The sequence below is a fragment of the Escherichia sp. MOD1-EC5990 genome (genome assembly GCF_002965285.1).
In the GTDB taxonomy this organism is placed as follows: Bacteria; Pseudomonadota; Gammaproteobacteria; order Enterobacterales; family Enterobacteriaceae; genus Escherichia; species Escherichia coli_F.
The window spans coordinates 72857-96372 of record NZ_PTRV01000008.1 but is presented as its reverse complement, the minus strand read 5'-3'; the positions used below and the strand labels follow the sequence as shown (position 1 = coordinate 96372).

Annotated in this window: 25 protein-coding genes; 10 read left to right on the top strand and 15 right to left on the bottom strand. The window is 49.5% G+C overall.

Annotated elements, in window-relative coordinates; genetic code table 11:
• A complete protein-coding gene (gene sapF, locus BEB42_RS11700; protein WP_000573407.1) occupies window positions 1-807 on the top strand; it encodes a peptide ABC transporter ATP-binding protein SapF in 807 nt (268 codons plus the stop codon).
• On the opposite strand, the gene BEB42_RS11695 is transcribed toward sapF, so the two are convergent.
• Entirely contained in the window at window positions 804-1436 is a 633-nt protein-coding gene (locus BEB42_RS11695) for an SMI1/KNR4 family protein (RefSeq protein WP_198444746.1), read from the bottom strand. The genes sapF and BEB42_RS11695 overlap by 4 nt on opposite strands.
• Before the next feature lie 193 nt (window positions 1437-1629).
• Between BEB42_RS11695 and fabI the strand changes: the two genes are divergently transcribed.
• From fabI to rnb, 3 genes are all read left to right on the top strand, one after another.
• Window positions 1630-2418 carry an enoyl-ACP reductase FabI gene (gene fabI, locus BEB42_RS11690; protein ID WP_000506490.1) on the top strand — a complete coding sequence of 263 codons (789 nt, stop codon included), beginning with the start codon at window positions 1630-1632 and terminating at the stop codon, window positions 2416-2418.
• A 143-nt stretch (window positions 2419-2561) separates the two neighbouring features.
• On the top strand, window positions 2562-3677 hold the full coding sequence (locus BEB42_RS11685) for a carboxymuconolactone decarboxylase family protein (RefSeq protein WP_105267378.1): 1116 nt from the start codon (window positions 2562-2564) through the stop codon (window positions 3675-3677).
• Between the two features lie 67 nt (window positions 3678-3744).
• Window positions 3745-5679 (top strand): exoribonuclease II, encoded by a 1935-nt coding sequence (rnb, locus tag BEB42_RS11680; RefSeq protein WP_105267377.1) that lies wholly within the window; start codon window positions 3745-3747, stop codon window positions 5677-5679.
• 76 nt (window positions 5680-5755) lie between these two features.
• On the opposite strand, the gene BEB42_RS11675 is transcribed toward rnb, so the two are convergent.
• On the bottom strand, window positions 5756-5860 hold the full coding sequence (locus tag BEB42_RS11675) for a hypothetical protein (protein WP_000221855.1): 105 nt from the start codon (window positions 5858-5860) through the stop codon (window positions 5756-5758).
• A gap of 53 nt (window positions 5861-5913) precedes the next feature.
• Here BEB42_RS11675 and pdeR point away from each other — a divergent pair, with 53 nt between their 5' ends.
• The gene (pdeR, locus tag BEB42_RS11670) at window positions 5914-7899 is read left to right on the top strand and encodes a cyclic di-GMP phosphodiesterase (RefSeq protein ID WP_000859968.1); all 1986 of its coding nucleotides are present in this window, start codon (window positions 5914-5916) and stop codon (window positions 7897-7899) included.
• Here the strand turns inward: pdeR and BEB42_RS26685 are convergent.
• Window positions 7881-8009, bottom strand: coding sequence for a hypothetical protein (locus BEB42_RS26685; protein WP_213054837.1), 129 nt, complete (start codon window positions 8007-8009; stop codon window positions 7881-7883). The genes pdeR and BEB42_RS26685 overlap by 19 nt on opposite strands.
• 37 nt (window positions 8010-8046) lie before the next feature.
• On the opposite strand from BEB42_RS26685, the gene BEB42_RS11665 reads away from it, so the two are divergent.
• The 3 genes from BEB42_RS11665 (at window position 8047) to osmB (ending at window position 9546) form a co-directional block, all read left to right on the top strand.
• Window positions 8047-8220: a YciZ family protein gene (locus BEB42_RS11665; protein WP_001288368.1), complete on the top strand. Its 174-nt coding sequence runs from the start codon at window positions 8047-8049 to the stop codon at window positions 8218-8220.
• A gap of 89 nt (window positions 8221-8309) precedes the next feature.
• Window positions 8310-9059, top strand: coding sequence for a DNA-binding transcriptional regulator YciT (yciT, locus tag BEB42_RS11660; protein WP_001088621.1), 750 nt, complete (start codon window positions 8310-8312; stop codon window positions 9057-9059).
• A 268-nt stretch (window positions 9060-9327) separates the two neighbouring features.
• A complete protein-coding gene (gene osmB, locus BEB42_RS11655; protein WP_000498253.1) occupies window positions 9328-9546 on the top strand; it encodes an osmotically-inducible lipoprotein OsmB in 219 nt (72 codons plus the stop codon).
• Between the two features lie 125 nt (window positions 9547-9671).
• Here the strand turns inward: osmB and yciH are convergent, their stop codons facing one another.
• From yciH to pgpB, 5 genes are all read right to left on the bottom strand, one after another.
• Complete coding sequence (yciH, locus tag BEB42_RS11650) at window positions 9672-9998, bottom strand: stress response translation initiation inhibitor YciH (protein ID WP_001353236.1); 327 nt, start codon at window positions 9996-9998, stop codon at window positions 9672-9674.
• Window positions 9998-10735, bottom strand: coding sequence for an orotidine-5'-phosphate decarboxylase (pyrF, locus tag BEB42_RS11645; RefSeq protein WP_024218644.1), 738 nt, complete (start codon window positions 10733-10735; stop codon window positions 9998-10000). The genes yciH and pyrF overlap by 1 nt, the downstream gene beginning before the upstream one ends.
• A 191-nt stretch (window positions 10736-10926) precedes the next feature.
• Entirely contained in the window at window positions 10927-12096 is a 1170-nt protein-coding gene (gene lapB, locus BEB42_RS11640; RefSeq protein WP_000891336.1) for a lipopolysaccharide assembly protein LapB, read from the bottom strand.
• 6 nt (window positions 12097-12102) lie between these two features.
• Window positions 12103-12411 (bottom strand): lipopolysaccharide assembly protein LapA, encoded by a 309-nt coding sequence (lapA, locus tag BEB42_RS11635; protein WP_000876284.1) that lies wholly within the window; start codon window positions 12409-12411, stop codon window positions 12103-12105.
• A 148-nt stretch (window positions 12412-12559) separates the two neighbouring features.
• The gene (gene pgpB, locus BEB42_RS11630) at window positions 12560-13324 is read right to left on the bottom strand and encodes a phosphatidylglycerophosphatase B (RefSeq protein ID WP_001256529.1); all 765 of its coding nucleotides are present in this window, start codon (window positions 13322-13324) and stop codon (window positions 12560-12562) included.
• A gap of 169 nt (window positions 13325-13493) precedes the next feature.
• On the opposite strand from pgpB, the gene ribA reads away from it, so the two are divergent.
• Window positions 13494-14084, top strand: a complete 591-nt coding sequence (ribA, locus tag BEB42_RS11625; protein WP_001176295.1) for a GTP cyclohydrolase II — start codon at window positions 13494-13496, stop codon at window positions 14082-14084.
• A gap of 63 nt (window positions 14085-14147) precedes the next feature.
• Here the strand turns inward: ribA and acnA are convergent, their stop codons facing one another.
• The 6 genes from acnA to topA form a co-directional block, all read right to left on the bottom strand.
• The gene (acnA, locus tag BEB42_RS11620; protein ID WP_000099554.1) at window positions 14148-16823 is read right to left on the bottom strand and encodes an aconitate hydratase AcnA; all 2676 of its coding nucleotides are present in this window, start codon (window positions 16821-16823) and stop codon (window positions 14148-14150) included.
• Window positions 16824-16986: 163 nt separating this feature from the next.
• The gene (gene ymiC / locus BEB42_RS26240; RefSeq protein WP_001310756.1) at window positions 16987-17082 is read right to left on the bottom strand and encodes a small membrane protein YmiC; all 96 of its coding nucleotides are present in this window, start codon (window positions 17080-17082) and stop codon (window positions 16987-16989) included.
• Window positions 17083-17195: 113 nt separating this feature from the next.
• On the bottom strand, window positions 17196-17363 hold the full coding sequence (gene yciX, locus BEB42_RS11610) for a protein YciX (protein WP_001353237.1): 168 nt from the start codon (window positions 17361-17363) through the stop codon (window positions 17196-17198).
• Between the two features lie 2 nt (window positions 17364-17365).
• Window positions 17366-17506, bottom strand: coding sequence for a YmiA family putative membrane protein (locus BEB42_RS11605; protein WP_001300896.1), 141 nt, complete (start codon window positions 17504-17506; stop codon window positions 17366-17368).
• Window positions 17507-17824: 318 nt separating this feature from the next.
• A complete protein-coding gene (cysB, locus tag BEB42_RS11600) occupies window positions 17825-18799 on the bottom strand; it encodes an HTH-type transcriptional regulator CysB (RefSeq protein WP_000776253.1) in 975 nt (324 codons plus the stop codon).
• A gap of 209 nt (window positions 18800-19008) precedes the next feature.
• Window positions 19009-21606 (bottom strand): type I DNA topoisomerase, encoded by a 2598-nt coding sequence (gene topA / locus BEB42_RS11590; RefSeq protein ID WP_001309471.1) that lies wholly within the window; start codon window positions 21604-21606, stop codon window positions 19009-19011.
• A 379-nt stretch (window positions 21607-21985) separates the two neighbouring features.
• On the opposite strand from topA, the gene BEB42_RS11580 reads away from it, so the two are divergent.
• Complete coding sequence (locus BEB42_RS11580) at window positions 21986-22237, top strand: YciN family protein (protein ID WP_001031530.1); 252 nt, start codon at window positions 21986-21988, stop codon at window positions 22235-22237.
• A 35-nt stretch (window positions 22238-22272) separates the two neighbouring features.
• Here the strand turns inward: BEB42_RS11580 and sohB are convergent, their stop codons facing one another.
• Entirely contained in the window at window positions 22273-23322 is a 1050-nt protein-coding gene (sohB, locus tag BEB42_RS11575; protein ID WP_000422059.1) for a protease SohB, read from the bottom strand.
• Window positions 23323-23516: the final 194 nt, after the last annotated feature.

Here is a 23516-nt window from a genome sequence, read left to right as displayed (position 1 = left end):
ATGATCGAAACGCTACTTGAAGTGCGTAATTTAAGTAAAACGTTCCGCTACCGGACCGGCTGGTTTCGTCGTCAGACCGTAGAAGCGGTAAAACCCTTGAGCTTTACGCTACGTGAAGGCCAGACACTGGCGATTATCGGCGAGAATGGTTCGGGTAAATCCACGCTGGCAAAAATGCTGGCGGGAATGATAGAACCTACCAGCGGCGAGTTATTGATTGACGATCATCCGCTGCATTTTGGCGATTATTCCTTCCGCAGTCAGCGTATTCGCATGATTTTTCAGGATCCTTCGACCTCGTTGAATCCCCGTCAACGTATCTCGCAAATTCTGGATTTTCCACTGCGTCTGAACACCGATCTGGAACCTGAACAGCGTCGCAAACAGATTATTGAAACGATGCGGATGGTTGGGCTGCTACCGGATCACGTCAGTTACTATCCGCATATGTTGGCGCCCGGACAAAAACAACGTCTGGGTCTGGCACGCGCGCTGATATTGCGCCCAAAAGTGATTATTGCCGATGAAGCCCTCGCCTCACTGGATATGTCGATGCGTTCGCAGTTGATTAATCTGATGCTGGAATTACAGGAAAAACAGGGCATTTCGTATATTTATGTTACCCAGCATATCGGAATGATGAAGCACATTAGCGACCAGGTGCTGGTGATGCATCAGGGAGAGGTTGTCGAGCGAGGCAGCACCGCAGATGTGCTGGCATCGCCGCTGCATGAACTCACCAAACGGCTGATCGCCGGTCATTTTGGCGAGGCATTGACGGCGGATGCGTGGCGTAAGGACCGTTAACAGGTTTCCTGGCTAGTACAATATTCTTCACCGATAGCATCAGGGTCGATAAAGGGATACTCATTTTGCATAATATCCTGTACATATTGTGCAAAATTATCAGCAATGACCTGATAGCTATCGGGATCATGTAAATAACGAACAATTTGTCCAGATTTTCCTTTTGGAGATGGAGAAAAGTCGATATATAAACGTGAAGTGCCGCCATTATTAATGCAATGAGCAAAACAGAGCCAGCGATGAAACGGTACAGTTGGATCTATACGTTCATCAACATCGACTTCATCCATTTGCCCATCGTAGATTTTCATGATGGATTCTTGACCAAACCATGACTTTCTTTCCTCCAAAATCTGCTGGGCAGACTGGAGATAATAGGGATATTCTCCGCCTTCAACATCCGCCCCTAAAACGGGTAAAAATACCTTTTTATCCTGATGTTGTTGAAAATAAGTTCCCTTGATCTGGCGAAGCAAACCGAGTAAATCCTCTGAAGAATCAGGATATTCATGGAGAAGTTCTGTTATATCGCTTTCTTGCGCTCCAGACAGTGTTGCAAATAATGCCCTGACATCCGTTGGCAAATGTGCGGCAAGCCCGGCCAAATATTCCTGATACATTGTCATCATAACGTCCTTTTTTAATCCATAATGAACAGCGTGTTTTGACTGTTTTTCTTAACAAAAGTTCCTGCTGTGCAACGCTCTGGCTCTTTAGTCCTTTCGTCGCTTATAATAGCTTTTTCGGTCTTCCTCTTTCTCAAGAGAAAAGCTGCCTGATGTACAGGCACTGAAACGAGTATCAACAATAAGGATTAAAGCTATGGGTTTTCTTTCCGGTAAGCGCATTCTGGTAACCGGTGTTGCCAGCAAACTGTCCATCGCCTACGGTATCGCTCAGGCGATGCACCGCGAAGGAGCTGAACTGGCATTCACCTACCAGAACGACAAACTGAAAGGCCGCGTAGAAGAATTTGCCGCTCAATTGGGTTCTGACATCGTTCTGCAGTGCGATGTTGCCGAAGATGCCAGCATCGACACCATGTTCGCTGAACTGGGGAAAGTTTGGCCGAAATTTGACGGTTTCGTACACTCTATTGGTTTTGCACCTGGCGATCAGCTGGATGGTGACTATGTTAACGCCGTTACTCGTGAAGGCTTCAAAATTGCCCACGACATCAGCTCCTACAGCTTCGTTGCAATGGCAAAAGCTTGCCGCTCCATGCTGAATCCGGGTTCTGCCCTGCTGACCCTTTCCTACCTTGGCGCTGAGCGCGCTATCCCGAACTACAACGTTATGGGTCTGGCAAAAGCGTCTCTGGAAGCGAACGTGCGCTATATGGCGAACGCGATGGGTCCGGAAGGTGTGCGTGTTAACGCCATCTCTGCTGGTCCGATCCGTACTCTGGCGGCTTCCGGTATCAAAGACTTCCGCAAAATGCTGGCTCATTGCGAAGCCGTTACCCCGATTCGCCGTACCGTTACTATTGAAGATGTGGGTAACTCTGCGGCATTCCTGTGCTCCGATCTCTCTGCCGGTATCTCCGGTGAAGTGGTCCACGTTGACGGCGGTTTCAGCATCGCTGCAATGAACGAACTCGAACTGAAATAATCGTTCTGTTGGTCAAGATGGGCGGCGTTCTGCCGCCCATTATCTCTGTTATACCTTTCTGATATTTGTTATCGCCGATCCGTCTTTCTCCCCTTCCCGCCTTGCGTCAGGATAACGATTTCCTTTACGACCAAGGAGCGCCCATGGAACAACGCCACATCACCGGCAAAAGCCACTGGTATCATGAAACGCAATCCAGTACTGCGGAGAATGACGTTCTGCCTCTGGTCCCGGAAGCCGCAAAGGTTCGCGATCCCTTTCTGCTCGACGTGATCCTTGATGAAGAAACGCTGGCCCCCTTCCTTTCATGGATGGTCCCGGCGCGCATTCTTGCAGCGGAGTTGTTCCCTGACCAGCTTACTGTGACCCGTTCACAGACCTTCACCGCTTATGAACGCTTGTCGACGGCCCTGACGGTTGCTCAGGTTTGCGGCGTCCAGCGGTTATGTAACTACTATTCGGCGCGACTTACGCCGCTCCCCGGGCCTGATTCCTCCAGGGAAAGTAATCATCGGTTGGCACAAATCACGCAATATGCCCGCCAACTGGCCAGCTCGCCTTCTATTATCGACAACCGATCGCGCCAACATCTGAATGACGTCGGTCTTACTGCCTGGGACTGTGTGATAATCAACCAAATAATTGGTTTTATTGGCTTTCAGGCGCGGGCAATTGCGACATTTCAGGCTTATCTCGGGCATCCGGTACGCTGGTTACCCGGTCTGGAGATACAAAAGTACGCCGACGCGTCACTGTTTACGGTTGAATCAATACGCTGGCGAAGCTGCTATGAGGTGGAAAAACTCCCTGAAGAACAGACAAAAAGTTCAACTGCAGAACTGTGCCAACTGGCTGAAACGCTCTCTCTCCACCCTAATTCACTTTCCCTTCTCGAACAGTTGTTAAATAACACACGGCCGGGTAACCAGCTTGCGGCGTTGTTATGCGCGCGTATTAATGGCAGTCCTGCTTGTTTTGCCGCCTGTATGAATTCATCAAATGAATATAAAAAAATCAGCCCCCTTCTGCGCAAGGGCGAAAATGAAATTAACCAATGGGCTGACCGTCATTCTGTTGAGCGCGCTACCGTTCAGGCGATACAATGGCTGACCCGAGCACCCGATCGCTTTAGCGCCGCCCAATTCAGTCCATTACTCGAACACGAAAAATCATCAACGCAGATTATTAATCTGCTGGTATGGAGCGGGATGTGTGGCTGGATAAATCGCTTAAAAATCGCATTGGGTGAGACATATTAACCTTGCTGCGTCAGACAGATTCGCGTAAAACTGTCAGCCGCTCTAATGGCCACCAAAATAGACAATTATGTTTCAGGACAACCCGCTGCTAGCGCAGCTTAAACAGCAACTGCATTCCCAGACGCCACGCGCTGAAGGGGTGGTAAAAGCCACAGAAAAAGGCTTTGGCTTCCTGGAAGTCGACGCGCAAAAAAGTTATTTCATTCCGCCGCCGCAGATGAAAAAAGTCATGCATGGCGACCGAATTATCGCAGTGATCCACAGTGAAAAAGATCGTGAATCCGCAGAGCCAGAAGAACTGGTTGAGCCGTTTCTGACTCGTTTCGTGGGTAAAGTCCAGGGCAAAAATGACCGTCTGGCCATCGTTCCTGATCATCCACTGTTAAAAGACGCTATTCCTTGTCGCGCAGCCCGTGGCCTGACCCACGAGTTTAAAGAAGGCGACTGGGCGGTTGCCGAAATGCGCCGTCATCCGCTGAAAGGCGATCGTTCTTTCTATGCTGAACTGACACAATACATCACTTTTGGTGACGACCACTTTGTACCGTGGTGGGTTACCCTGGCGCGCCATAACCTGGAAAAAGAAGCACCAGACGGCGTCGCTACAGAAATGCTTGATGAAGGTCTGGTTCGTGAAGATCTGACTGCACTGGATTTTGTCACCATCGACAGTGCCAGCACGGAAGATATGGATGATGCCCTTTTCGCTAAGGCGTTGCCGGATGACAAACTGCAGCTGATTGTGGCGATTGCCGATCCAACCGCGTGGATCGCAGAAGGCAGCAAGCTGGACAAAGCCGCGAAAATTCGCGCATTCACCAACTATCTGCCTGGCTTCAACATCCCTATGCTGCCTCGCGAGCTTTCTGACGATCTCTGCTCACTGCGCGCCAATGAAGTCCGCCCGGTACTGGCATGCCGCATGACGCTCTCCGCTGATGGCACCATTGAAGATAATATCGAATTCTTTGCCGCCACCATCGAATCCAAAGCGAAGCTGGTGTATGACCAGGTCTCTGACTGGCTGGAAAATACCGGTGACTGGCAGCCTGAAAGTGAAGCAATTGCCGAACAAGTCCGTTTGTTAGCGCAAATTTGCCAACGCCGTGGCGAGTGGCGTAATAACCACGCACTGGTATTTAAAGATCGCCCGGATTACCGCTTTATTCTCGGTGAAAAAGGTGAAGTGCTGGATATCGTCGCCGAGCCTCGTCGCATTGCCAATCGTATCGTCGAAGAAGCGATGATTGCCGCTAACATTTGTGCGGCCCGCGTACTGCGCGATAAGCTCGGTTTTGGCATCTATAACGTGCATATGGGCTTTGATCCGGCGAATGCCGACGCGCTGGCGGCGTTGCTGAAAACCCATGGTCTGCATGTCGATGCCGAAGAAGTGCTCACGCTGGACGGTTTCTGCAAACTGCGTCGTGAACTGGATGCGCAACCAACTGGTTTCCTCGACAGCCGCATTCGTCGCTTCCAGTCATTTGCTGAAATTAGCACTGAACCCGGTCCTCACTTTGGCCTCGGTCTGGAAGCATACGCCACCTGGACTTCGCCAATCCGTAAATATGGCGACATGATCAACCACCGTCTGCTGAAAGCGGTTATCAAAGGCGAAACTGCGACGCGTCCGCAGGATGAAATCACTGTCCAAATGGCCGAGCGTCGCCGTCTCAACCGAATGGCAGAACGTGATGTTGGCGACTGGTTATACGCACGCTTCCTGAAAGACAAAGCCGGAACCAACACCCGTTTCGCGGCGGAAATTGTCGATATCAGCCGTGGCGGCATGCGTGTGCGTTTGGTTGATAACGGCGCTATCGCCTTTATTCCAGCACCTTTCTTACACGCTGTGCGCGATGAACTGGTTTGCAGCCAGGAAAACGGCACTGTACAAATTAAAGGTGAAACGGCTTACAAAGTGACCGACGTTATTGACGTCACCATTGCCGAAGTCCGCATGGAAACCCGCAGCATTATTGCACGCCCGGTCGCGTAATCTCCTTTCACGGCCCATTCCTCATGAATGGGCCGTTTATTTCCCCGCTCCACCTTCGCCATATCCCGGCAGATTTTTAACTGACTTTCGTTTGAAAACTGGCGTTTTTCCAAAACTGGATTACAAATAAATAGATAAAAAAAACAATGCGTTTAGCCGCCGTTAATTTCATGTAAGTCATGTTGTTCCTTTTATTTAACCGCGGACTCCGCTGTTAACCGGAGGATATGCATCATGAAAACCGTTAGGGAGTCCACAACGTTGTACAACTTTCTCGGATCGCACAATCCATACTGGCGGTTGACGGAAAGCAGCGATGTTTTGCGCTTTTCTACCACCGAAACCACAGAACCTGAACGTACGTTGCAGTTATCTGCCGAACAGGCTGCTCGCATCAGGGAAATGACGGTCATCACTTCCAGCCTGATGATGAGTCTGACCGTCGATGAAAGCGATCTTTCTGTGCATCTGGTAGGACGAAAAATCAATAAACGGGAATGGGCTGGCAACGCGTCGGCATGGCATGACACACCGGCGGTTGCTCGTGATTTATCACACGGGCTTTCCTTTGCTGAGCAGGTAGTTTCTGAAGCACATTCCGCAATAGTGATTCTCGACAGTCGGGGGAATATCCAACGCTTCAATCGGTTATGTGAAGATTACACAGGGTTGAAAGAACACGACGTCATTGGGCAAAGCGTGTTTAAACTGTTTATGAGCCGTCGTGAAGCTGCGGCATCCAGGCGCAATAACCGTGTATTTTTTCGAAGCGGCAATGCATATGAAGTCGAACTGTGGATACCAACACGTAAAGGCCAGCGGCTGTTTCTGTTTCGCAATAAATTTGTCCACAGCGGCAGTGGCAAGAACGAGATTTTTTTAATCTGTTCCGGCACCGACATTACCGAAGAGCGCCGCGCTCAGGAGCGACTGCGTATTCTGGCAAATACCGACAGTATCACCGGACTGCCGAATCGTAACGCAATGCAGGAGTTAATCGATCACGCCATTAATCAGGCAGATAACAATAAAGTTGGGGTTGTGTATCTTGATTTGGATAATTTTAAAAAGGTCAACGACGCTTATGGGCATTTGTTTGGTGACCAGCTATTACGCGAAGTGTCATTGGCCATTTTAAGCTGTCTCGAACATGATCAGGTGTTGGCGCGTCCAGGTGGCGATGAGTTTCTGGTACTGGCATCCAATACCTCACAAAGCGCGCTGGAAGCAATGGCATCACGAATTTTGACCCGCTTACGACTCCCCTTCCGCATTGGTTTAATTGAAGTTTATACCAGCTGTTCAGTGGGTATTTCACTCTCTCCCGAACATGGTTCGGACAGCGCGGCTATTATTCGTCACGCCGACACAGCAATGTACACAGCGAAGGAAGGCGGACGAGGACAATTTTGCGTTTTTACCCCAGAAATGAATCAGCGGGTATTTGAATATCTCTGGCTGGATACCAACTTGCGTAAAGCACTGGAAAACGATCAGTTGGTTATTCACTATCAACCGAAAATCACCTGGCGTGGCGAAGTACGCAGTCTGGAAGCTTTAGTACGTTGGCAGTCACCTGAACGTGGGTTGATTCCACCGTTGGACTTTATTTCCTACGCCGAAGAGTCAGGGCTAATTGTGCCTTTAGGCCGTTGGGTGATTCTCGATGTCGTACGCCAGGTGGCGAAGTGGCGGGATAAAGGCATTAACCTGCGAGTGGCGGTAAACATTTCTGCACGTCAGCTCGCCGATCAAACCATTTTCACCGCCCTGAAACAGGTTCTCCAGGAACTCAATTTTGAATACTGCCCTATTGATGTTGAACTGACGGAGAGCTGCCTGATTGAGAATGATGAACTGGCACTGTCTGTTATTCAACAATTTAGCCAACTAGGTGCGCAAGTCCATCTGGACGATTTTGGTACCGGCTACTCTTCACTTTCGCAACTGGCGCGCTTTCCGATCGATGCGATTAAACTTGACCAGGTTTTTGTTCGAGATATTCACAAACAACCTGTATCGCAGTCGCTGGTCCGGGCGATCGTCGCTGTGGCCCAGGCATTGAATCTTCAGGTGATCGCTGAAGGAGTGGAGAGTAAAAAGGAAGATGCTTTTTTAACCAAGAACGGGATCAATGAGCGGCAAGGATTTTTGTTTGCCAAACCGATGCCCGCCGTCGCCTTCGAACGTTGGTATAAACGCTATCTGAAGCGCGCATAAGTAGATGAATATATATACTTAGCGATATATTCTGTAATTATATATCGTATTCCCGGATGAAAATTAACCGTTGCTGTTAAACACTTCTCTTTTAGCGGCAATTTTTGCATTATTCATTTTCTCCCTTTTGCTATAAGGATGTCCTTGATGTCTGAATTTGATGCCCAGCGCGTTGCCGAACGTATTGATATTGTGTTAGATATCCTTGTGGCAGGCGATTACCACTCTGCGATCCATAATCTCGAGATACTTAAAGCAGAACTCTTGCGCCAGGTTGCTGAATCTACGCCAGACATCCCGAAGGCACCGTGGGAGATTTAACAATCGTGCCTTCAGGTTTTCCTATTTGAGGATGCCCGGCGCGTCAGTATTTTTTTATTAAGTATTATAACGTTATAAGAATTACAGCGATGAATTCCCGACAACAAACTATTCTACAGATGGTCATTGACCAGGGTCAGGTTAGCGTAACCGATCTGGCAAAAGCCACTGGAGTTTCTGAAGTTACCATTCGCCAGGATCTCAACACCCTCGAAAAACTGAGTTACCTCCGCCGTGCACATGGTTTTGCAGTTTCGCTTGATAGTGATGACGTCGAAACCCGTATGATGAGCAACTATACACTGAAGCGTGAACTCGCCGAGTTTGCCGCGTCACTGGTTCAACCGGGCGAAACCATCTTTATCGAAAATGGCAGCAGCAATGCCCTGCTCGCCCGGACTCTGGGCGAGCAGAAGAAAAATGTCACGATCATCACGGTCAGCAGCTACATCGCGCATTTGCTGAAAGACGCGCCTTGTGAAGTCATTTTGCTCGGTGGCGTGTACCAGAAAAAAAGCGAAAGTATGGTTGGTCCTTTGACACGCCAGTGCATCCAACAGGTGCATTTCAGCAAGGCATTTATTGGTATTGATGGCTGGCAGCCTGAAACTGGGTTTACCGGTCGCGATATGATGCGTACCGATGTGGTCAATGCCGTGCTGGAAAAAGAGTGCGAAGCGATAGTCCTGACTGACAGTTCGAAATTTGGTGCTGTACATTCATACTCCATCGGCCCCGTTGAGCGATTCAATCGCGTGATTACCGATTCGAAAATACGCGCCAGCGATCTGATGCATCTTGAGCACAGTAAACTCACCGTTCACGTCGTTGACATTTAACCATTTCCCTTCTCTACGGATGATTTGCTGTTTTGCAAATCATCCGCTCTAAGATGATTCCTGGTTGATAATTAAGACTATTTACCTGTTATTAACACTCTCAAGATATAAAATTATTATCAGCGATATAACAGGAAGTCATTATCACCTGCGTGATATAACCCTGCGCGCGAGCGGATTTCACGGAATAATTTCACCAGGCTTATTCTTAGCTATTATAGTTATAGAGAGCTTACTTCCGTGAATCATAAATTCAGGAGAGAGTATTATGTTTGTAACGAGCAAAAAAATGACCGCGGCTGTTCTGGCAATTACCCTGGCAATGTCTCTGAGTGCCTGTTCTAACTGGTCTAAACGAGACCGTAACACCGCAATTGGCGCGGGCGCAGGTGCATTAGGCGGTGCAGTACTGACCGATGGCAGTACGCTGGGTACATTAGGTGGTGCAGCCGTCGGTGGTGTTATTGGTCACCAGGTCGGTAAATAATCGTAAATAAATGTCGATTATCGACTCGCAATTATAATACGCTTGATTCTGTTCAGTACGAAATAACTGAATAATACACACAGTAAAATATTCTAAAGCCACGGATATATCCGTGGCTTTTTATGTTAACCGCCGGCGAGTTTTACCTTCATCCCTTTCGCTTCAAGCAGTGATTTTAATAAATCGCGCTTATCACCCTGGATTTCAATAATTCCATCTTTAACTGCCCCGCCGCAGCCGCATTTTTTCTTCAGTTCCGCTGCCAGTTTTGTCAGTTCGGCATCATCGAGATCGACACCGGTAATCAAGCAAACGCCCTTACCTTTACGTCCACTGGTCTGACGCTGAATACGCACCACACCGTCGCCTTTAGGGCGTACAGGGGCCGCTTTTGGCTCATCAATACGTCCGGTTTCCGTTGAGTAGACCAGACGGCTGTTGGAATCACTCATCATGCACTCCGCTGTAAAGAGGCGTTGATCGCTTTCAGCGTTTGCGCTGGATCTACCGATTGCGTTACCGGGCGACCAATCACCATATAATCAACACCAGCCGCCAACGCCTGTTCTGGCGTCATAATGCGGCGCTGGTCACCAGCTTCACTCCCCTGCGGACGAATGCCCGGCGTAACCAGTTTGAACTCCTGACCGAATACCTGTTTAAAGCGCACAGCTTCCTGAGCAGAACACACCACACCATCAAGGCCACATTTTTGCGTCAGTGCCGCCAGACGTTCTGCATAATCTGCAGGTGACAGCGTCACGCCAAGATCGGCCAGGTCGCTGGCTTCCATGCTGGTCAACACCGTCACAGCAATCAAAAGCGGTGCATCTTTGCCAAACGGGACGAGTGCCTCACGCGCTGCGGTCATCATACGCACCCCACCGGAGGCGTGAACATTCACCATCCACACGCCTAAGTCAGCTGCAGCAGCGACAGCGTGCGCTGCAGTGTTGGGAATATCGTGAAATTTCAGGTCGAGGAAGATATCAAAACCACGCTGTTGAAGTTCGCGTACAAATTGAGGTCCAAACAGCGTAAACATCTCTTTGCCGACTTTCAGACGACAATCGCGTGGGTCGATCTTGTCGACAAAGGCCAGCGCGGCATCACGATTATGATAATCAAGGGCAACAACCACAGGAGAATTCGTAACAGCGCGGGAAGAAGATGAAGCAGTTAACGTCATGACCAGACCTTCTTGATGATGGGCACCGGAAGTGGCGCGAAACAGGTAAACGGCGAGCATTCTACCCGTGGAAATAAAAAATTAACAGTTGCGATTTCTCCCCTGGCAGGCTTTTCTGCGCCCGAGTTACCGGAGCACAATGGAACATCAATAATTAGTATGTTGTAACTAAAGTCGGATTTTTTTAAAAATTACAGGCCATCAAGACCGCGAATCGGTTTAATGGTTGACCAGGCCCGACAAGATGGACAATGCCAGTAGAGGGTGTATGCGGTAAAACCACATTTCTGGCAGCGATAACGAGGCTTACTACGCACCTTCTCGCCAACCATGTCACGCAGCACCATCAGACTCTCTTTGGCACGCCCTTCTTCCGCTTCATTTAAGTGGTAATCCATTAGCTTATGGAACACACGCATGGTCGGATGACGCTGAAGCTGACGCGTAATATAGACCTGTGCGGCCTCACTACCGTCGCGCGCTTCGATGATGTCCGCAAGCATTAGTTCAGCATCGGCACCGGTGTTCTCTTCCACCGCGCGCTGCAGGAACTCAGCCCATTCGGCAGTTTTACCCAACTGCTGGTAGCAGGTTTGCAGCATTTCCAGCGTTTCGCTGACCAGTTCTCTGTCCTGGGATATCACGCGTTGCAAACTTTCGACGGCTTTGGCGTATTCTCCTTTCGCCATAAATACGCGTCCCATCATGATGGATACGCGGGCGCTGTTTTTATCTGCCGCCGCACCTTTTTTTAACAAGGCCATGGCACGATCGAGATCGTCGCTGGCCATATGCTGTAGGGCTATCTCGCAGTAGAAATGTGCAATTTCGACGCGCTGCTTATCTTTACCCAGCTTCACCAGGCGTTCGGCAACATCAATTGCTTTCTGCCACTCGCTGGTAGCCTGGTAGATTTGTAGCAACTGTTGCAGCGCGCCAATGCGGAAGTCAGTTTCATCGGTCAGTTGATTGAACATGTCTTCCGCGCGGTCGTATAACCCGGCGGCCATGTAATCACGCCCCAGTTGTTGAATCGCCAACAGACGCTGTTCATAGGTCAGCGAGGCGCTTTCCATTAGGGTCTGATGGATGCGAATAGCGCGATCAACTTCGCCACGCGAACGGAACAGGTTTCCGAGCGTAAGGTGGGCTTCAACGGTACCCGTATCCTCTTTAAGCATATCGAGAAACAGGTCTACCGCTTTATCCTGTTGATTACTAAGCAGAAAGTTAACCCCCGCTACGTAATCACGCGACAAGCGGTTGGCTTCATCTTGCTTGTTTTGTTGCGCACTTCTGCGGCCCATATACCAGCCATAGGCAGCGGCTACAGGCAAAAGCAGAAACAACAACTCCAGCATAGAAAGTTATTCCTTCGCCGCTGACGAATGCGGCGCTACAGCCACGTCAGTCGCGGGTGAAAGCTGGTTTTCCAGTCGCTTTATTTTACGTTCAGCGCGCGCCAGGGAAACACGAACTCGCAGCCAGAACAGGCCGCAAATCAGCCAACCGATAGCAAACCCCGCAGCAAACAATACCGCCAGCAATGTGGAAATACGGTACTCCCCTTGCGCTAACAGATAATTAAACGTTACCTGTTGATCGTTCTGCGCACCCAACGTGACCGAAATCACGAAGATCGCTAACACCAGTAAGAAAATGAGTAAATATTTCACATTACTTCCCGTTATGTGGTTAGAGCGAATAAATTATGGTCAACTTACCGCAATAGCCCTTTAAAGTACCATTTTCGCGCCGTCTGCGAAATGGCAACCACGCGCATTGTTGATGATTTAAGGGCTAAATTCGGAAAATCAACCAGCGTTAACTTTCTTGTTCTCGTTGCGCAATTTCGCGATTTTCTTCCGCAGGTGGTGTTAATGGCCCACAAATTCGTTGTGCAAGCCACGTTGCTATCGCCACCAGCGCCCACGAAATCAACGTAGCTACCACCAGATCGCGCGGCCAATGCATCCCGAGTAGCAGGCGGCTTCCCATGACTCCTGTTGCCCAGACCAGCAAGATAGCAATGGTTAACGTTCGCCGACGCGGCCACAGCAACCCAACGGCCAACAGCGCCCAACTGGCAGCAAACATCGTGTGACCGGACGGAAAGGCAAACCCCGTCTCTTTCTGCCAGTGTGAACGCAAATATTGCGGGATATTTTTCTCTTCAGCCAACTGTTCTTTCACTATATTTCCGCGTTCTGCTCGCTTTAAAGTGTAGAACTCATCAACCGGAATATGATGTGTTTTTTCCAGCCAGATAACAAAAGGTCGTGGTTCCTGAACTTTGTCTTTGATCCAGGATTTAACACCTTGTCCCACAAGGATCGCCGCCGCCAGAATGGCAAATAACATAATGGCGGCCTTAATGCGAAAACGCAGACACCAGAGAAACCAGCCGAATAAAATCAGATGCGTGATGATACCCCAAGGTTGGGTAACGGTTTCAGTAACCCAAAAAGCCGCTTTTAACAGCCAACTTTGTTCTCCTGGTTGCCAACGCCAGCCAGAAATCCATACAGCTACTGGCATAACAAGCAATAGTGCAGCTCCCACTGCGGTACGTCTGGCAATTGAACGCATGGCCTCTCCTTTTTGATAAGTCCCACAATCATAACTGAAAATGCCAGTTCCGGGAAAAATTGACAGATTTGTGCCATTCCGTGAATGATCGACGTGTCGTGATTAGGTGAACCCCTTCTCGTTATGGCAAAATAAGCCAATACAGAACCAGCATTATCTGGAGAATTTCATGCAGCTTAAACGTGTGGCAGAAGCCAAACTGCCAACCCCATGGGGCGATTTCCTGATGGTGGGATTTGAAGAACTGGCAACCGGACACGATCATGTCGCGCTAGTCTATGGCGATATTTCCGGGCATACCCCGGTACTTGCGCGCGTCCATTCCGAATGTCTGACCGGTGACGCCCTGTTCAGCTTGCGCTGCGATTGTGGCTTCCAGCTCGAAGCGGCACTGACGCAAATTGCCGAAGAAGGCCGTGGTATTTTGCTGTATCACCGTCAGGAAGGTCGTAACATTGGTCTGCTGAATAAAATCCGCGCTTATGCACTGCAGGATCAAGGTTACGATACTGTAGAGGCTAACCACCAGTTAGGCTTCGCCGCTGATGAGCGCGACTTCACTCTTTGCGCTGATATGTTCAAACTCCTTGGCGTCAATGAAGTCCGCTTGTTAACCAACAACCCGAAAAAAGTCGAAATTCTGACCGAAGCAGGGATTAATATTGTTGAACGCGTACCGTTGATTGTAGGTCGTAACCCCAATAACGAACATTATCTCGATACCAAAGCCGAGAAAATGGGTCATTTGCTGAACAAATAACCCTCTTGCATTGTGTAATTCATTTGCTTGCCGGAAGCAAAATAACCGGCAAGCAAATACTCGTTACTTCAACATATTACGAATGACATAATGCAAAATGCCGTCGTTCTGGTAGTAGGTCAACTCCGTCGCGGTGTCGATACGACAACGGCAGGGTACGACTTCCTGGCTACCATCCGCGCGCGTAAACGTCACCGGAACCGTCGCACCGGGTTGTAGACTTTGCAGATCGACAATATCAATCTTCTCTTCCCCGATTAGCCCTAACGTTTTACGCGTCACGCCTTGCGGAAATTCCAGCGGCAGGATGCCCATGCCAATTAAATTCGAGCGGTGAATTCGTTCAAACGATTCGGCAATCACAACACGAATGCCAAGTAGACGCGGACCTTTTGCCGCCCAGTCACGGCTGGAGCCTGAACCATACTCTTTCCCGGCAATCACCGCCAGCGGCGTTTGTTCCTGCTTATAGCGCATCGCGGCATCATAAATAGAGATGACCTCGCTGTCAGGTAAATGCCGCGTCATCCCCCCTTCAACGCCAGGCACCATTTCATTACGGATGCGAATATTGGCGAAGGTGCCGCGCATCATCACTTCATGGTTACCACGCCGCGAACCGTAGGAGTTAAAGTCTTTGCGCTCAACACCCCGACCTTGTAGATATCGCCCCGCCGGGCTATCGGGCTTAATGCTGCCCGCCGGAGAAATGTGGTCAGTGGTAACCGAATCCCCCAGCATTGCGAGGATCCGCGCACCGTGAATATCTTCCACAGGTGCTGGTGTTGCCTGCATTTCATCAAAGAAAGGCGATAAGCGAATATAGGTTGAATCCTCCTGCCAACCGTAGGTATCGGATCGTGTGACGTTAATTTCCTTCCACTCTGCTGTGCCTTCAAAAACTTCTGCGTACTCTTTGCGGAACATATCTGTGGAGACTTGTTCTACCGCACGGGCAATTTCTTGTGCCGATGGCCAGATATCTTTCAGATATACCGGATCGCCTTTACGATCGTGACCAATAGGCTCAGAAGCGAGGTTAATATTCATATTTCCCGCCAGCGCATAGGCAACCACCAGCGGCGGCGAGGCCAGCCAGTTAGTTTTAACCAGCGGATGGATACGGCCTTCAAAGTTACGGTTGCCGGACAGCACCGCACCGACGGTTAAATCGCCTTTTTTGATTGCCGTTTCGATAGGATCGGGCAATGGACCAGAGTTACCAATACAGGTGGTACAACCGTATCCCACAAGGTTAAATCCCAGTTCATCCAGATACGGTGTCAGTTTCGCTTTTGCCAGATAATCAGAAACGACTTTCGAGCCTGGTGCCAGCGACGCTTTGACCCACGGTTGCCGCTTGAGGCCCAGAGTTACAGCTTTTTTCGCCAGCAAACCTGCGGCCATCAGCACACTTGGGTTAGAGGTGTTGGTGCACGACGTTATCGCAGCAATGACCACCGCGCCATCAGGTAACTGATACTGATGTCCGTTCATAACATAATCGACCGGCTGGCGATCTTTATGCGTGGCATTTACTTCCAGTTCGTTACTGGCGGCAAATGCTTTTGGTACATCGGGCAGTGCAACGCGATCCTGTGGGCGTTTTGGCCCTGCCAGGCTCGCTTCAACGTCATTCATATCCAGTTCTAACGTACTGGTAAAAATCGGTTCATCGCCCGGGTTACGCCACATGCCCTGCGCTTTGGCATATTTTTCGACCAACTCGACCTGATCTTCGCTGCGCCCGCTTAAACGCATGTAATCGAGGGTGACAGCATCGATTGGGAAGAAGCCACAGGTGGCACCATATTCTGGCGACATATTGGCAATGGTGGCGCGATCCGCCAGCGGTAGTGAATCCAGCCCATCACCATAAAATTCGACGAATTTCCCCACCACGCCATGTTTGCGCAGCATTTGGGTAACGGTGAGAACCAGGTCTGTGGCGGTAATACCTTCACGTAATTTTCCGGTGAGTTTAAAGCCCACTACGTCCGGGATAAGCATGGAAACCGGCTGGCCTAACATTGCGGCTTCGGCTTCGATCCCACCAACGCCCCACCCCAGCACGCCAAGGCCGTTGATCATGGTGGTGTGCGAGTCAGTACCAACGAGTGTATCCGGATAGGCAATCCATTCACCGTCCTGCAATTCGCTCCACACTGCTTTGCCGAGATATTCGAGGTTAACCTGATGGCAAATGCCTGTGCCTGGCGGCACGACGCTAAAACGACTGAACGCCTGCTTTCCCCATTTCAGGAACACATAACGTTCGTGGTTGCGCTCCATTTCCAGGCGCACGTTTTCTTCAAATGCCTCATCATCACCAAAACGATCGACGGTCACCGAGTGGTCAATGACCAGGTCGACCGGTGAGAGCGGGTTAACCTTTGCAGTATCGCCGCCGAGGCGTTTAACCGCTTCGCGCATTGCCGCCAGATCAACAACGGCAGGTACGCCGGTAAAGTCCTGCATCAGCACCCTTGCCGGGCGGTAGGCAATTTCACGGTCAGCATGGGCATTTTTCAGCCATCCCACCAGCGCGTAGATATCCTCTTCGGTAACCGAGTTACCATCCTGCCAGCGCAGCAGGTTTTCGAGCAAAACTTTGAGTGACTTAGGCAGACGGGTGATATCGCCCAGTGATTTGGCAGCAAGCGGCAGGCTGTAGTAGTGGTAAGTTTTATCTTTGGCCTGCAACGTGTCCTTACTGGCTTCTCGTAGGGTTGACGACATAGCTCCTCCTTAATGACAGGGTTGCGAAGCCCTGATTCTCTTCAGGGTGAATATTAAAGATAACACAAACATTGCGTAACGATTTGATAACAACCCAAATTGATAAAAGAGGAGAAACCTTGTGGCAAAGCAAATGAAAACCCCGCCGCAGCGGGGTCAGGGATCAGTGAGTAATGATCCAGAGGAGTTCGGCCCAGAAGAGCATCGACAGAGAAAATGCGCCCATCCAGGACCAATATTTCATATTTGTGTTGATCATAGGCTACACCCTTAACGGTTATTACTTTGTGTTGAGATAACTCAACTTGTTATTGCTGCGGTGTATTAAAAGCCCTTTAATTCATTAAAAATGGGTAATAAGAATGATGATAATTATTGTTTCGGCTGATCATCTTCAGCAAACAGTTCTATAAAGGCTTGCTGCTGCGTTGTTAGTTGCCAGTCGTCTGGAATAACGACGGAACATTCCCGTTTCGTTACTGGTTCATTGTCACTATGCTGACATAATGGTGACGACTCCAGTTGCTCCTGACCGACCATAGTTATCCCCACACTTTCCAAATCAGCAGTGCGACAACCACCCAGAAAAGTGCAGAACCAAGAAATACCGCTAGCCAGGCTTTGCGTTTTAATTCAGGGTCCCGGCGGGGTTCCTGATTTCCAGAAGGCATTGCTAACCTCATATAATCGCCATCACTTATCAGCAAGACGTTGAACGATTGGTGTAATTAATCATACGATGAGACAAATCCTAAAGAAACTTTAGTCAAAAATCCAGCGAATTTACGAATCGTCTCCAGTGAATAATTCAATCTTTTGACCTGAAATAGATATTTGAAAACTGGAGTTTGCGAGGCGGGTAATTAGACACTACTTTACAGGTAATTTACCCTATAAATATGAGGGATAAAAATATTGTGCACGGTATACAAATAAGCAACAAAAGAGAATATATTCCGGCACCTTCGCTACATAAAAGGTGCCGAAAATAACGCAAGAAATTATTTTTCCGGCAGTTTTATATCTTTAAACATGACCTCAATTTCTTCATTAGAGCGCAATGCGACAGCCGCATCAACGACATCACGCGTTAAATGCGGTGCAAAACGCTGAATGAAATCATACATATAACTGCGCAAAAAAGTACTACGGCGAAAACCAATTTTGGTTGTACTGTGGCTGAAGATATCGTGAGCATCAACGCGCACCAGGTCGGGATCGGCGACCGGATCCACCGCCATGCTGGCAATAACCCCTACCCCCAACCCTAACCGGACGTAAGTTTTAATGACGTCAGCATCCGTTGCCGTGAAGACGATACGCGGCGTTAACCCTGCGCGGTTAAAGGCAGTATCCAGTTCTGAGCGTCCGGTAAAGCCGAAGGTATATGTCACCAACGGATATTGCGCCAGTTCTTCAATGGTAATGGCTTTTTTGCCTGCCAGCGGGTGATCCGGAGTGACTACAATAGCCCGATTCCAGTGGTAGCACGGTAACATCACTAAATCTTCATACAGATGCAGCGCTTCTGTGGCGATAGCGAAATCGGCATTGCCTTTAGAGACAGCATCAGCAATTTGTGTCGGCGAGCCCTGGTGCATATGCAAAGAAACGCGAGGATAACGCTCAATAAAGCCTTTGATGACGTTTGGTAACGCATAGCGTGCCTGGGTATGCGTGGTGGCGATATACAGCGAGCCTTTATCCGGCCAGGTGTGCTCTCCGGCGACCGATTTTATGGCATCGACTTTCGACAGGACTTCACGAGCGATACGAATTATTTCTTGTCCTGCTGGCGTTACCTGCGTCAGGTGCTTGCCGCTTCGGGAAAAAATTTGAATACCTAGCTCGTCTTCCAGCATTCTGACTTGTTTACTGATCCCGGGTTGTGATGTGTAAAGTCCTTCCGCCGTTGATGAGACATTCAGGTTATGATTGACCACCTCAACAATATAGCGAAGTTGTTGTAATTTCATGTTAAACCATCCACTTAGACGCCATCAGAACATCGTTTTTTCGTCACACCTGGCGGGTGACTAATACGATTTAATAATAAAAAAGGTGCTAACTATAACCACTATATCATTTATAGCCTTAGTGTATAGGTGTGAAGAAAAAATAATATGCAATAAAAAAGGGCCGCTTTCGCGACCCTTTGTTTATAATAACCTGACAGAATTAAAGGTTATTTTTTCCCTTCAACCCATTTGCCATCAACATAAAATGCTGACCAGCCAGTCGCCTTTCCGTCTTTTTCCGAAGAGACATATTGCTGTTTGGTTTTACGGCTAAAGCGAACCATGGTCTTATTACCTTCCGGATCCTGCTGTGGCGCATCGGCCAGATAACGCAGTTTTTCCGGCAGACGGTCGCGGAAGCGATAAAGCTCTTCCACCAGTGGCGCACGTGTTTCACGCGATTTCGGGAAGGTATTGGCCGCCAGGAACACACCGGCAGCACCGTCACGCAGCACGAAATAAGCATCTGATTTTTCGCACGGCAGCTCCGGTAATGGCACCGGATCTTCCTTCGGTGGTGCCACTTCGCCGTTACGTAAAATCTTACGTGTGTTTTTACACTCTTCGTTAGTGCAGGCCATGTATTTACCGAAACGCCCCATTTTCAGGTGCATTTCAGATCCACATTTTTCACACTCAACGATCGGGCCGTCATAACCTTTAATGCGGAATTCGCCCTCTTCGATCTCGTAACCGTCGCAGGTTGGGTTATTACCACAGACATGCAACTTACGTTTCGGATCGATGAGATAGCTGTCCATCGCCGTGCCGCATTTCGGGCAACGACGTTTTGCGCGCAGCGCGTTGGTTTCAGCGTCTTCACCTTCCAGCACGTTCAGCACTTCGTTTTCCGGCACCAGGTTGATGGTGGTTTTGCAACGCTCTTTCGGTGGCAGAGCGTAGCCGGAACAGCCAAGGAATACCCCGGTGCTCGCTGTGCGAATACCCATTTTGCGACCACAGGTCGGGCAGTCGATGCTGGTCAGAACCATCTGGTTCGGGCGCATACCCCCCTCTTCGGGATCTTTTTCAGCTTTATCTAACTGCTGGGTGAAATCCGAGAAGAAGTGATCCAGTACAGCTTTCCACTCTGCTTCGTGATTTGCCACCTGGTCGAGGCTGTTTTCCATCTGTGCGGTGAAGTCGTAGTTCATTAACTCACGGAAATTCTCTTCCAGGCGATCGGTGACGATTTCGCCCATTTTTTCCGCATAGAAACGACGATTTTCTACTCGCACATAGCCACGATCCTGAATGGTCGAAATGATCGACGCGTAGGTAGACGGACGACCGATACCGCGTTTTTCCAGCTCTTTAACCAGCGATGCTTCACTGAAACGGGCTGGCGGCTTGGTAAAGTGCTGGGCTGGTGTCAGTTCAACGAGCGTCAGAGCATCGCCTTTATCGACTGCCGGTAAGATACGATCTTCATCGCCTTTACGCAGTGCAGGCATCACTTTCGTCCAGCCATCAAAGCGCAAAATACGACCGCGTGCTTTCAGGCGGAAATCGCCCGCACCAACGGTCAGCGTCGTGGAGTCATATTTCGCTGGGGTCATCTGGCAGGCAACGAACTGACGCCAGATTAACTGGTACAGTTTCTGCGCATCTGCTTCCATATCCTTCAGCGATTCCGCCATCACATTGACGTCAGAAGGACGAATCGCTTCGTGCGCTTCCTGTGAGTTTTCTTTGCTGGCGTACTGATTCGGACTTTCCGGCAGATATTTCTTACCAAAATTATCGCTGATATAACCGCGAACCATATTTACTGCGTCCTGACTCAGGTTGGTGGAGTCGGTACGCATGTAAGTGATATAGCCTGCTTCATACAAACGCTGCGCCATCATCATGGTTTTTTTCACGCCAAAACCAAGACGGGTGCTGGCAGCTTGTTGCAGCGTAGAGGTAATAAAAGGAGCGCCAGGTTTACTGGTTGTCGGTTTGTCTTCACGTTCCAGCACGCTGTAGCGCGCTTTTTCCAGCAGACTTACCGCAGCCTGAGTTTGTTCTTTGTTGACCGGGCGGAACGGTTTGTCGTTCTGATGAGTCACCTGCAACGCCAACGCATCACCGGATGGCGTGGTCGTGCTGGCATCGACTTCCCAGAACTCTTCCGGTACGAACGCTTTAATTTCACGCTCACGCTCGACCACCAGGCGGACCGCCACCGACTGCACACGACCTGCAGACAGACCACGAGCGATCTTTTTCCACAGCAGCGGCGAAACCATATATCCCACCACACGGTCCATAAAGCGACGCGCCTGCTGGGCATTAACACGATCAATATTCAGCTCACCTGGTTTGTTAAATGCCTGGCGGATCGCGTTTTTAGTAATTTCGTTAAACACCACTCGGCTATAGCGCGCATCATCACCACCAATCACTTCCCGCAGGTGCCATGCAATGGCTTCCCCTTCGCGGTCAAGGTCGGTTGCGAGATAGATGTGGTCGGCTTTTTCAGCCAGTTGTTTCAGTTCAGAGACGACCTTCTCTTTACCAGGCAACACTTCATAGTGCGCCTCCCAATTGTGCCACGGGTCAACCCCCATTCGGTTGACGAGAGCGCCACGTTCATCCTTTTTAGGCTTTTTAGCCGTCTTGGTGGAGGTAGAGTCGGCACTCTTTTTGGCAGCTGAGCCACTGGTCGGCAAATCGCGGATGTGACCGACGCTGGATTTCACCACGTAGTCACTACCCAGATACTTGTTGATCGTTTTGGCTTTTGCCGGGGACTCAACGATGACAAGAGCTTTACCCATATTCACCTTACCTAATTTGATTCTTCCAGGAATGCGTCGCACGTTGATAAACCTTCCACTGGCAACGAGTTACCGATATGGACTCGTTCTCTGCGGATATCAACCCCTTGTCGTGACTCTGTTCACGAAAATTCAGGTGACTGAGTTAACAGGTCTTGGCCTACAGGCGCTATAGCACGACGGAATTTTGGTCGAATGTCAAGCAAATCTATTGCCAGATTGACGAAAGCGTCACACTGTACCTGATAAAATCCGATACGCAACTTTATTAGCATGCAAAATCCAAAGTTGCCAGTAAGGCGCTCTTGCCACCAGCGTGGTATATTTGTCTGCAAGCCATGCCTGGCGTAGACTAATGTCCTTGTTTAAGGAGTAAATAATGAACAAAGAGACACAACCCATCGACCGCGAAACGCTGTTGAAAGAGGCCAATAAAATCATTCGTGAGCATGAGGATACGCTCGCAGGGATTGAAGCCACCGGCGTCACGCAGCGTAATGGCGTGCTGGTATTTACCGGCGACTACTTTTTAGATGAACAAGGATTGCCAACAGCCAAAAGCACCGCGGTGTTTAATATGTTCAAACACCTGGCCCATGTGCTTTCAGAAAAATATCACCTGGTTGATTAAAGCAAAACGCGAGGTCTTACCCTCGCGTTTGTCTTTTACATCAATGGCTTTTGCCCCCGCTGCCACCAGCGTAGCAACAATCGATCGGCGCTCTCTGCCGCGCTGCCGGTGAATCGGTCAATGAGTCGTTTACGCTGCATATAGCGTACATTGACCACTTCACGGCCTTCCATCAGGCTAAGAATAACTTCATCACTGGTGTTGATTTCATCAACCAGGCCTTTCTCTACCGCCTGTTGTCCGTACCAGTGTTCACCCGTTGCCACCTGTTCAATATCCAGAGACGGACGCATACGCTTCACAAAATCTTTAAATAACTGATGCGTTTCGTTCAGCTCTTCGCGGAATTTCTCCCGCCCTTCTTCGGTGTTTTCACCCAGCAAGGTCAGCGTGCGCTTATACTGCCCGGCGGTGTGCAGTTCGATATCAATATCTTTGCTTTTCAGGAAGCGGTTAAAGTTGGGCATTTGCGCCACCACCCCAATGGAACCCACAATAGCAAACGGTGCGGAAACAATTTTGTCCGCCACACAGGCCATCATGTAACCGCCGCTGGCAGCAACTTTGTCTACCGTAACAGTTAAAGGAATGTTTTTATCACGCAGACGCTGCAGCTGCGAAGCCGCCAGCCCGTAACCATGCACCATGCCACCAGGGCTTTCCAGACGTAGCACAACCTGATCCTGCGGTTTAAATGCTGCGAGTACCGCCGTTATCTCTTCACGTAGCGAGTTCACTTCATGGGCGTCCATGCTGCCTTTAAAATCCAGCACCCAGACGCGAGGTTTACTGTCAGTTGCCACCTCGCCCAGTTTGGCTTTCGCTTTTGCGGCTTTCGCTTCTTGCTTGTGCTTTTTCTTCTGCGCTTTATGCCACTGTTTTTGCTGATGAGTGTCCATCAGCGCCGCGGCCAGTTCTTCTTTCATCTCCTTATACTGTTCGCTGAGATTGTTGACCCGTAACTCGCCACGCTGGCGTTTATTACGTTGAGCAACATTGACAATAATGGCGGCAATCGCCGCAATCGCTAGCACAACGGTAACGATTTTCGCCAAAAACAAACCATATTCAGACAACAATTCCACGAGTCCCCACCTTGGTTAAACAACGCTTTGGCTCACAGTTTACAACAGGCATGTTAAGCCGTCTCGCAGAGATGTTATTGCAGCGAAAGTATGACAAAGTATCCATTTTGCGGTGTTATCGCCCCTGGCTGATTGAAATGCCCTTCTGTTTCAGGCATAAAGCCCCAAAGTCTTAAAGTACACTGGCAGCGCGA

Bases quoted from the DNA above. Each gene is read 5' to 3' on its own strand.
- yciX (WP_001353237.1), bottom strand. From the start codon at position 17,363: ATGGTCGGTCAGGAGCAACTGGAGTCGTCACCATTATGTCAGCATAGT.
- ymiC (WP_001310756.1), bottom strand. From the start codon at position 17,082: ATGATCAACACAAATATGAAATATTGGTCCTGGATGGGCGCATTTTCT.
- sapF (WP_000573407.1), top strand. From the start codon at position 1: ATGATCGAAACGCTACTTGAAGTGCGTAATTTAAGTAAAACGTTCCGC.
- ribA (WP_001176295.1), top strand. From the start codon at position 13,494: ATGCAGCTTAAACGTGTGGCAGAAGCCAAACTGCCAACCCCATGGGGC.
- pdeR (WP_000859968.1), top strand. From the start codon at position 5,914: ATGAAAACCGTTAGGGAGTCCACAACGTTGTACAACTTTCTCGGATCG.
- BEB42_RS26685 (WP_213054837.1), bottom strand. From the start codon at position 8,009: ATGCAAAAATTGCCGCTAAAAGAGAAGTGTTTAACAGCAACGGTTAAT.
- osmB (WP_000498253.1), top strand. From the start codon at position 9,328: ATGTTTGTAACGAGCAAAAAAATGACCGCGGCTGTTCTGGCAATTACC.
- yciT (WP_001088621.1), top strand. From the start codon at position 8,310: ATGAATTCCCGACAACAAACTATTCTACAGATGGTCATTGACCAGGGT.
- acnA (WP_000099554.1), bottom strand. From the start codon at position 16,823: ATGTCGTCAACCCTACGAGAAGCCAGTAAGGACACGTTGCAGGCCAAA.
- rnb (WP_105267377.1), top strand. From the start codon at position 3,745: ATGTTTCAGGACAACCCGCTGCTAGCGCAGCTTAAACAGCAACTGCAT.
- pyrF (WP_024218644.1), bottom strand. From the start codon at position 10,735: ATGACGTTAACTGCTTCATCTTCTTCCCGCGCTGTTACGAATTCTCCT.
- BEB42_RS11695 (WP_198444746.1), bottom strand. From the start codon at position 1,436: ATGATGACAATGTATCAGGAATATTTGGCCGGGCTTGCCGCACATTTG.
- fabI (WP_000506490.1), top strand. From the start codon at position 1,630: ATGGGTTTTCTTTCCGGTAAGCGCATTCTGGTAACCGGTGTTGCCAGC.
- BEB42_RS11605 (WP_001300896.1), bottom strand. From the start codon at position 17,506: ATGAGGTTAGCAATGCCTTCTGGAAATCAGGAACCCCGCCGGGACCCT.
- BEB42_RS11665 (WP_001288368.1), top strand. From the start codon at position 8,047: ATGTCTGAATTTGATGCCCAGCGCGTTGCCGAACGTATTGATATTGTG.
- BEB42_RS11685 (WP_105267378.1), top strand. From the start codon at position 2,562: ATGGAACAACGCCACATCACCGGCAAAAGCCACTGGTATCATGAAACG.
- topA (WP_001309471.1), bottom strand. From the start codon at position 21,606: ATGGGTAAAGCTCTTGTCATCGTTGAGTCCCCGGCAAAAGCCAAAACG.
- BEB42_RS11580 (WP_001031530.1), top strand. From the start codon at position 21,986: ATGAACAAAGAGACACAACCCATCGACCGCGAAACGCTGTTGAAAGAG.
- BEB42_RS11675 (WP_000221855.1), bottom strand. From the start codon at position 5,860: ATGACTTACATGAAATTAACGGCGGCTAAACGCATTGTTTTTTTTATC.
- cysB (WP_000776253.1), bottom strand. From the start codon at position 18,799: ATGAAATTACAACAACTTCGCTATATTGTTGAGGTGGTCAATCATAAC.
- lapB (WP_000891336.1), bottom strand. From the start codon at position 12,096: ATGCTGGAGTTGTTGTTTCTGCTTTTGCCTGTAGCCGCTGCCTATGGC.
- yciH (WP_001353236.1), bottom strand. From the start codon at position 9,998: ATGAGTGATTCCAACAGCCGTCTGGTCTACTCAACGGAAACCGGACGT.
- pgpB (WP_001256529.1), bottom strand. From the start codon at position 13,324: ATGCGTTCAATTGCCAGACGTACCGCAGTGGGAGCTGCACTATTGCTT.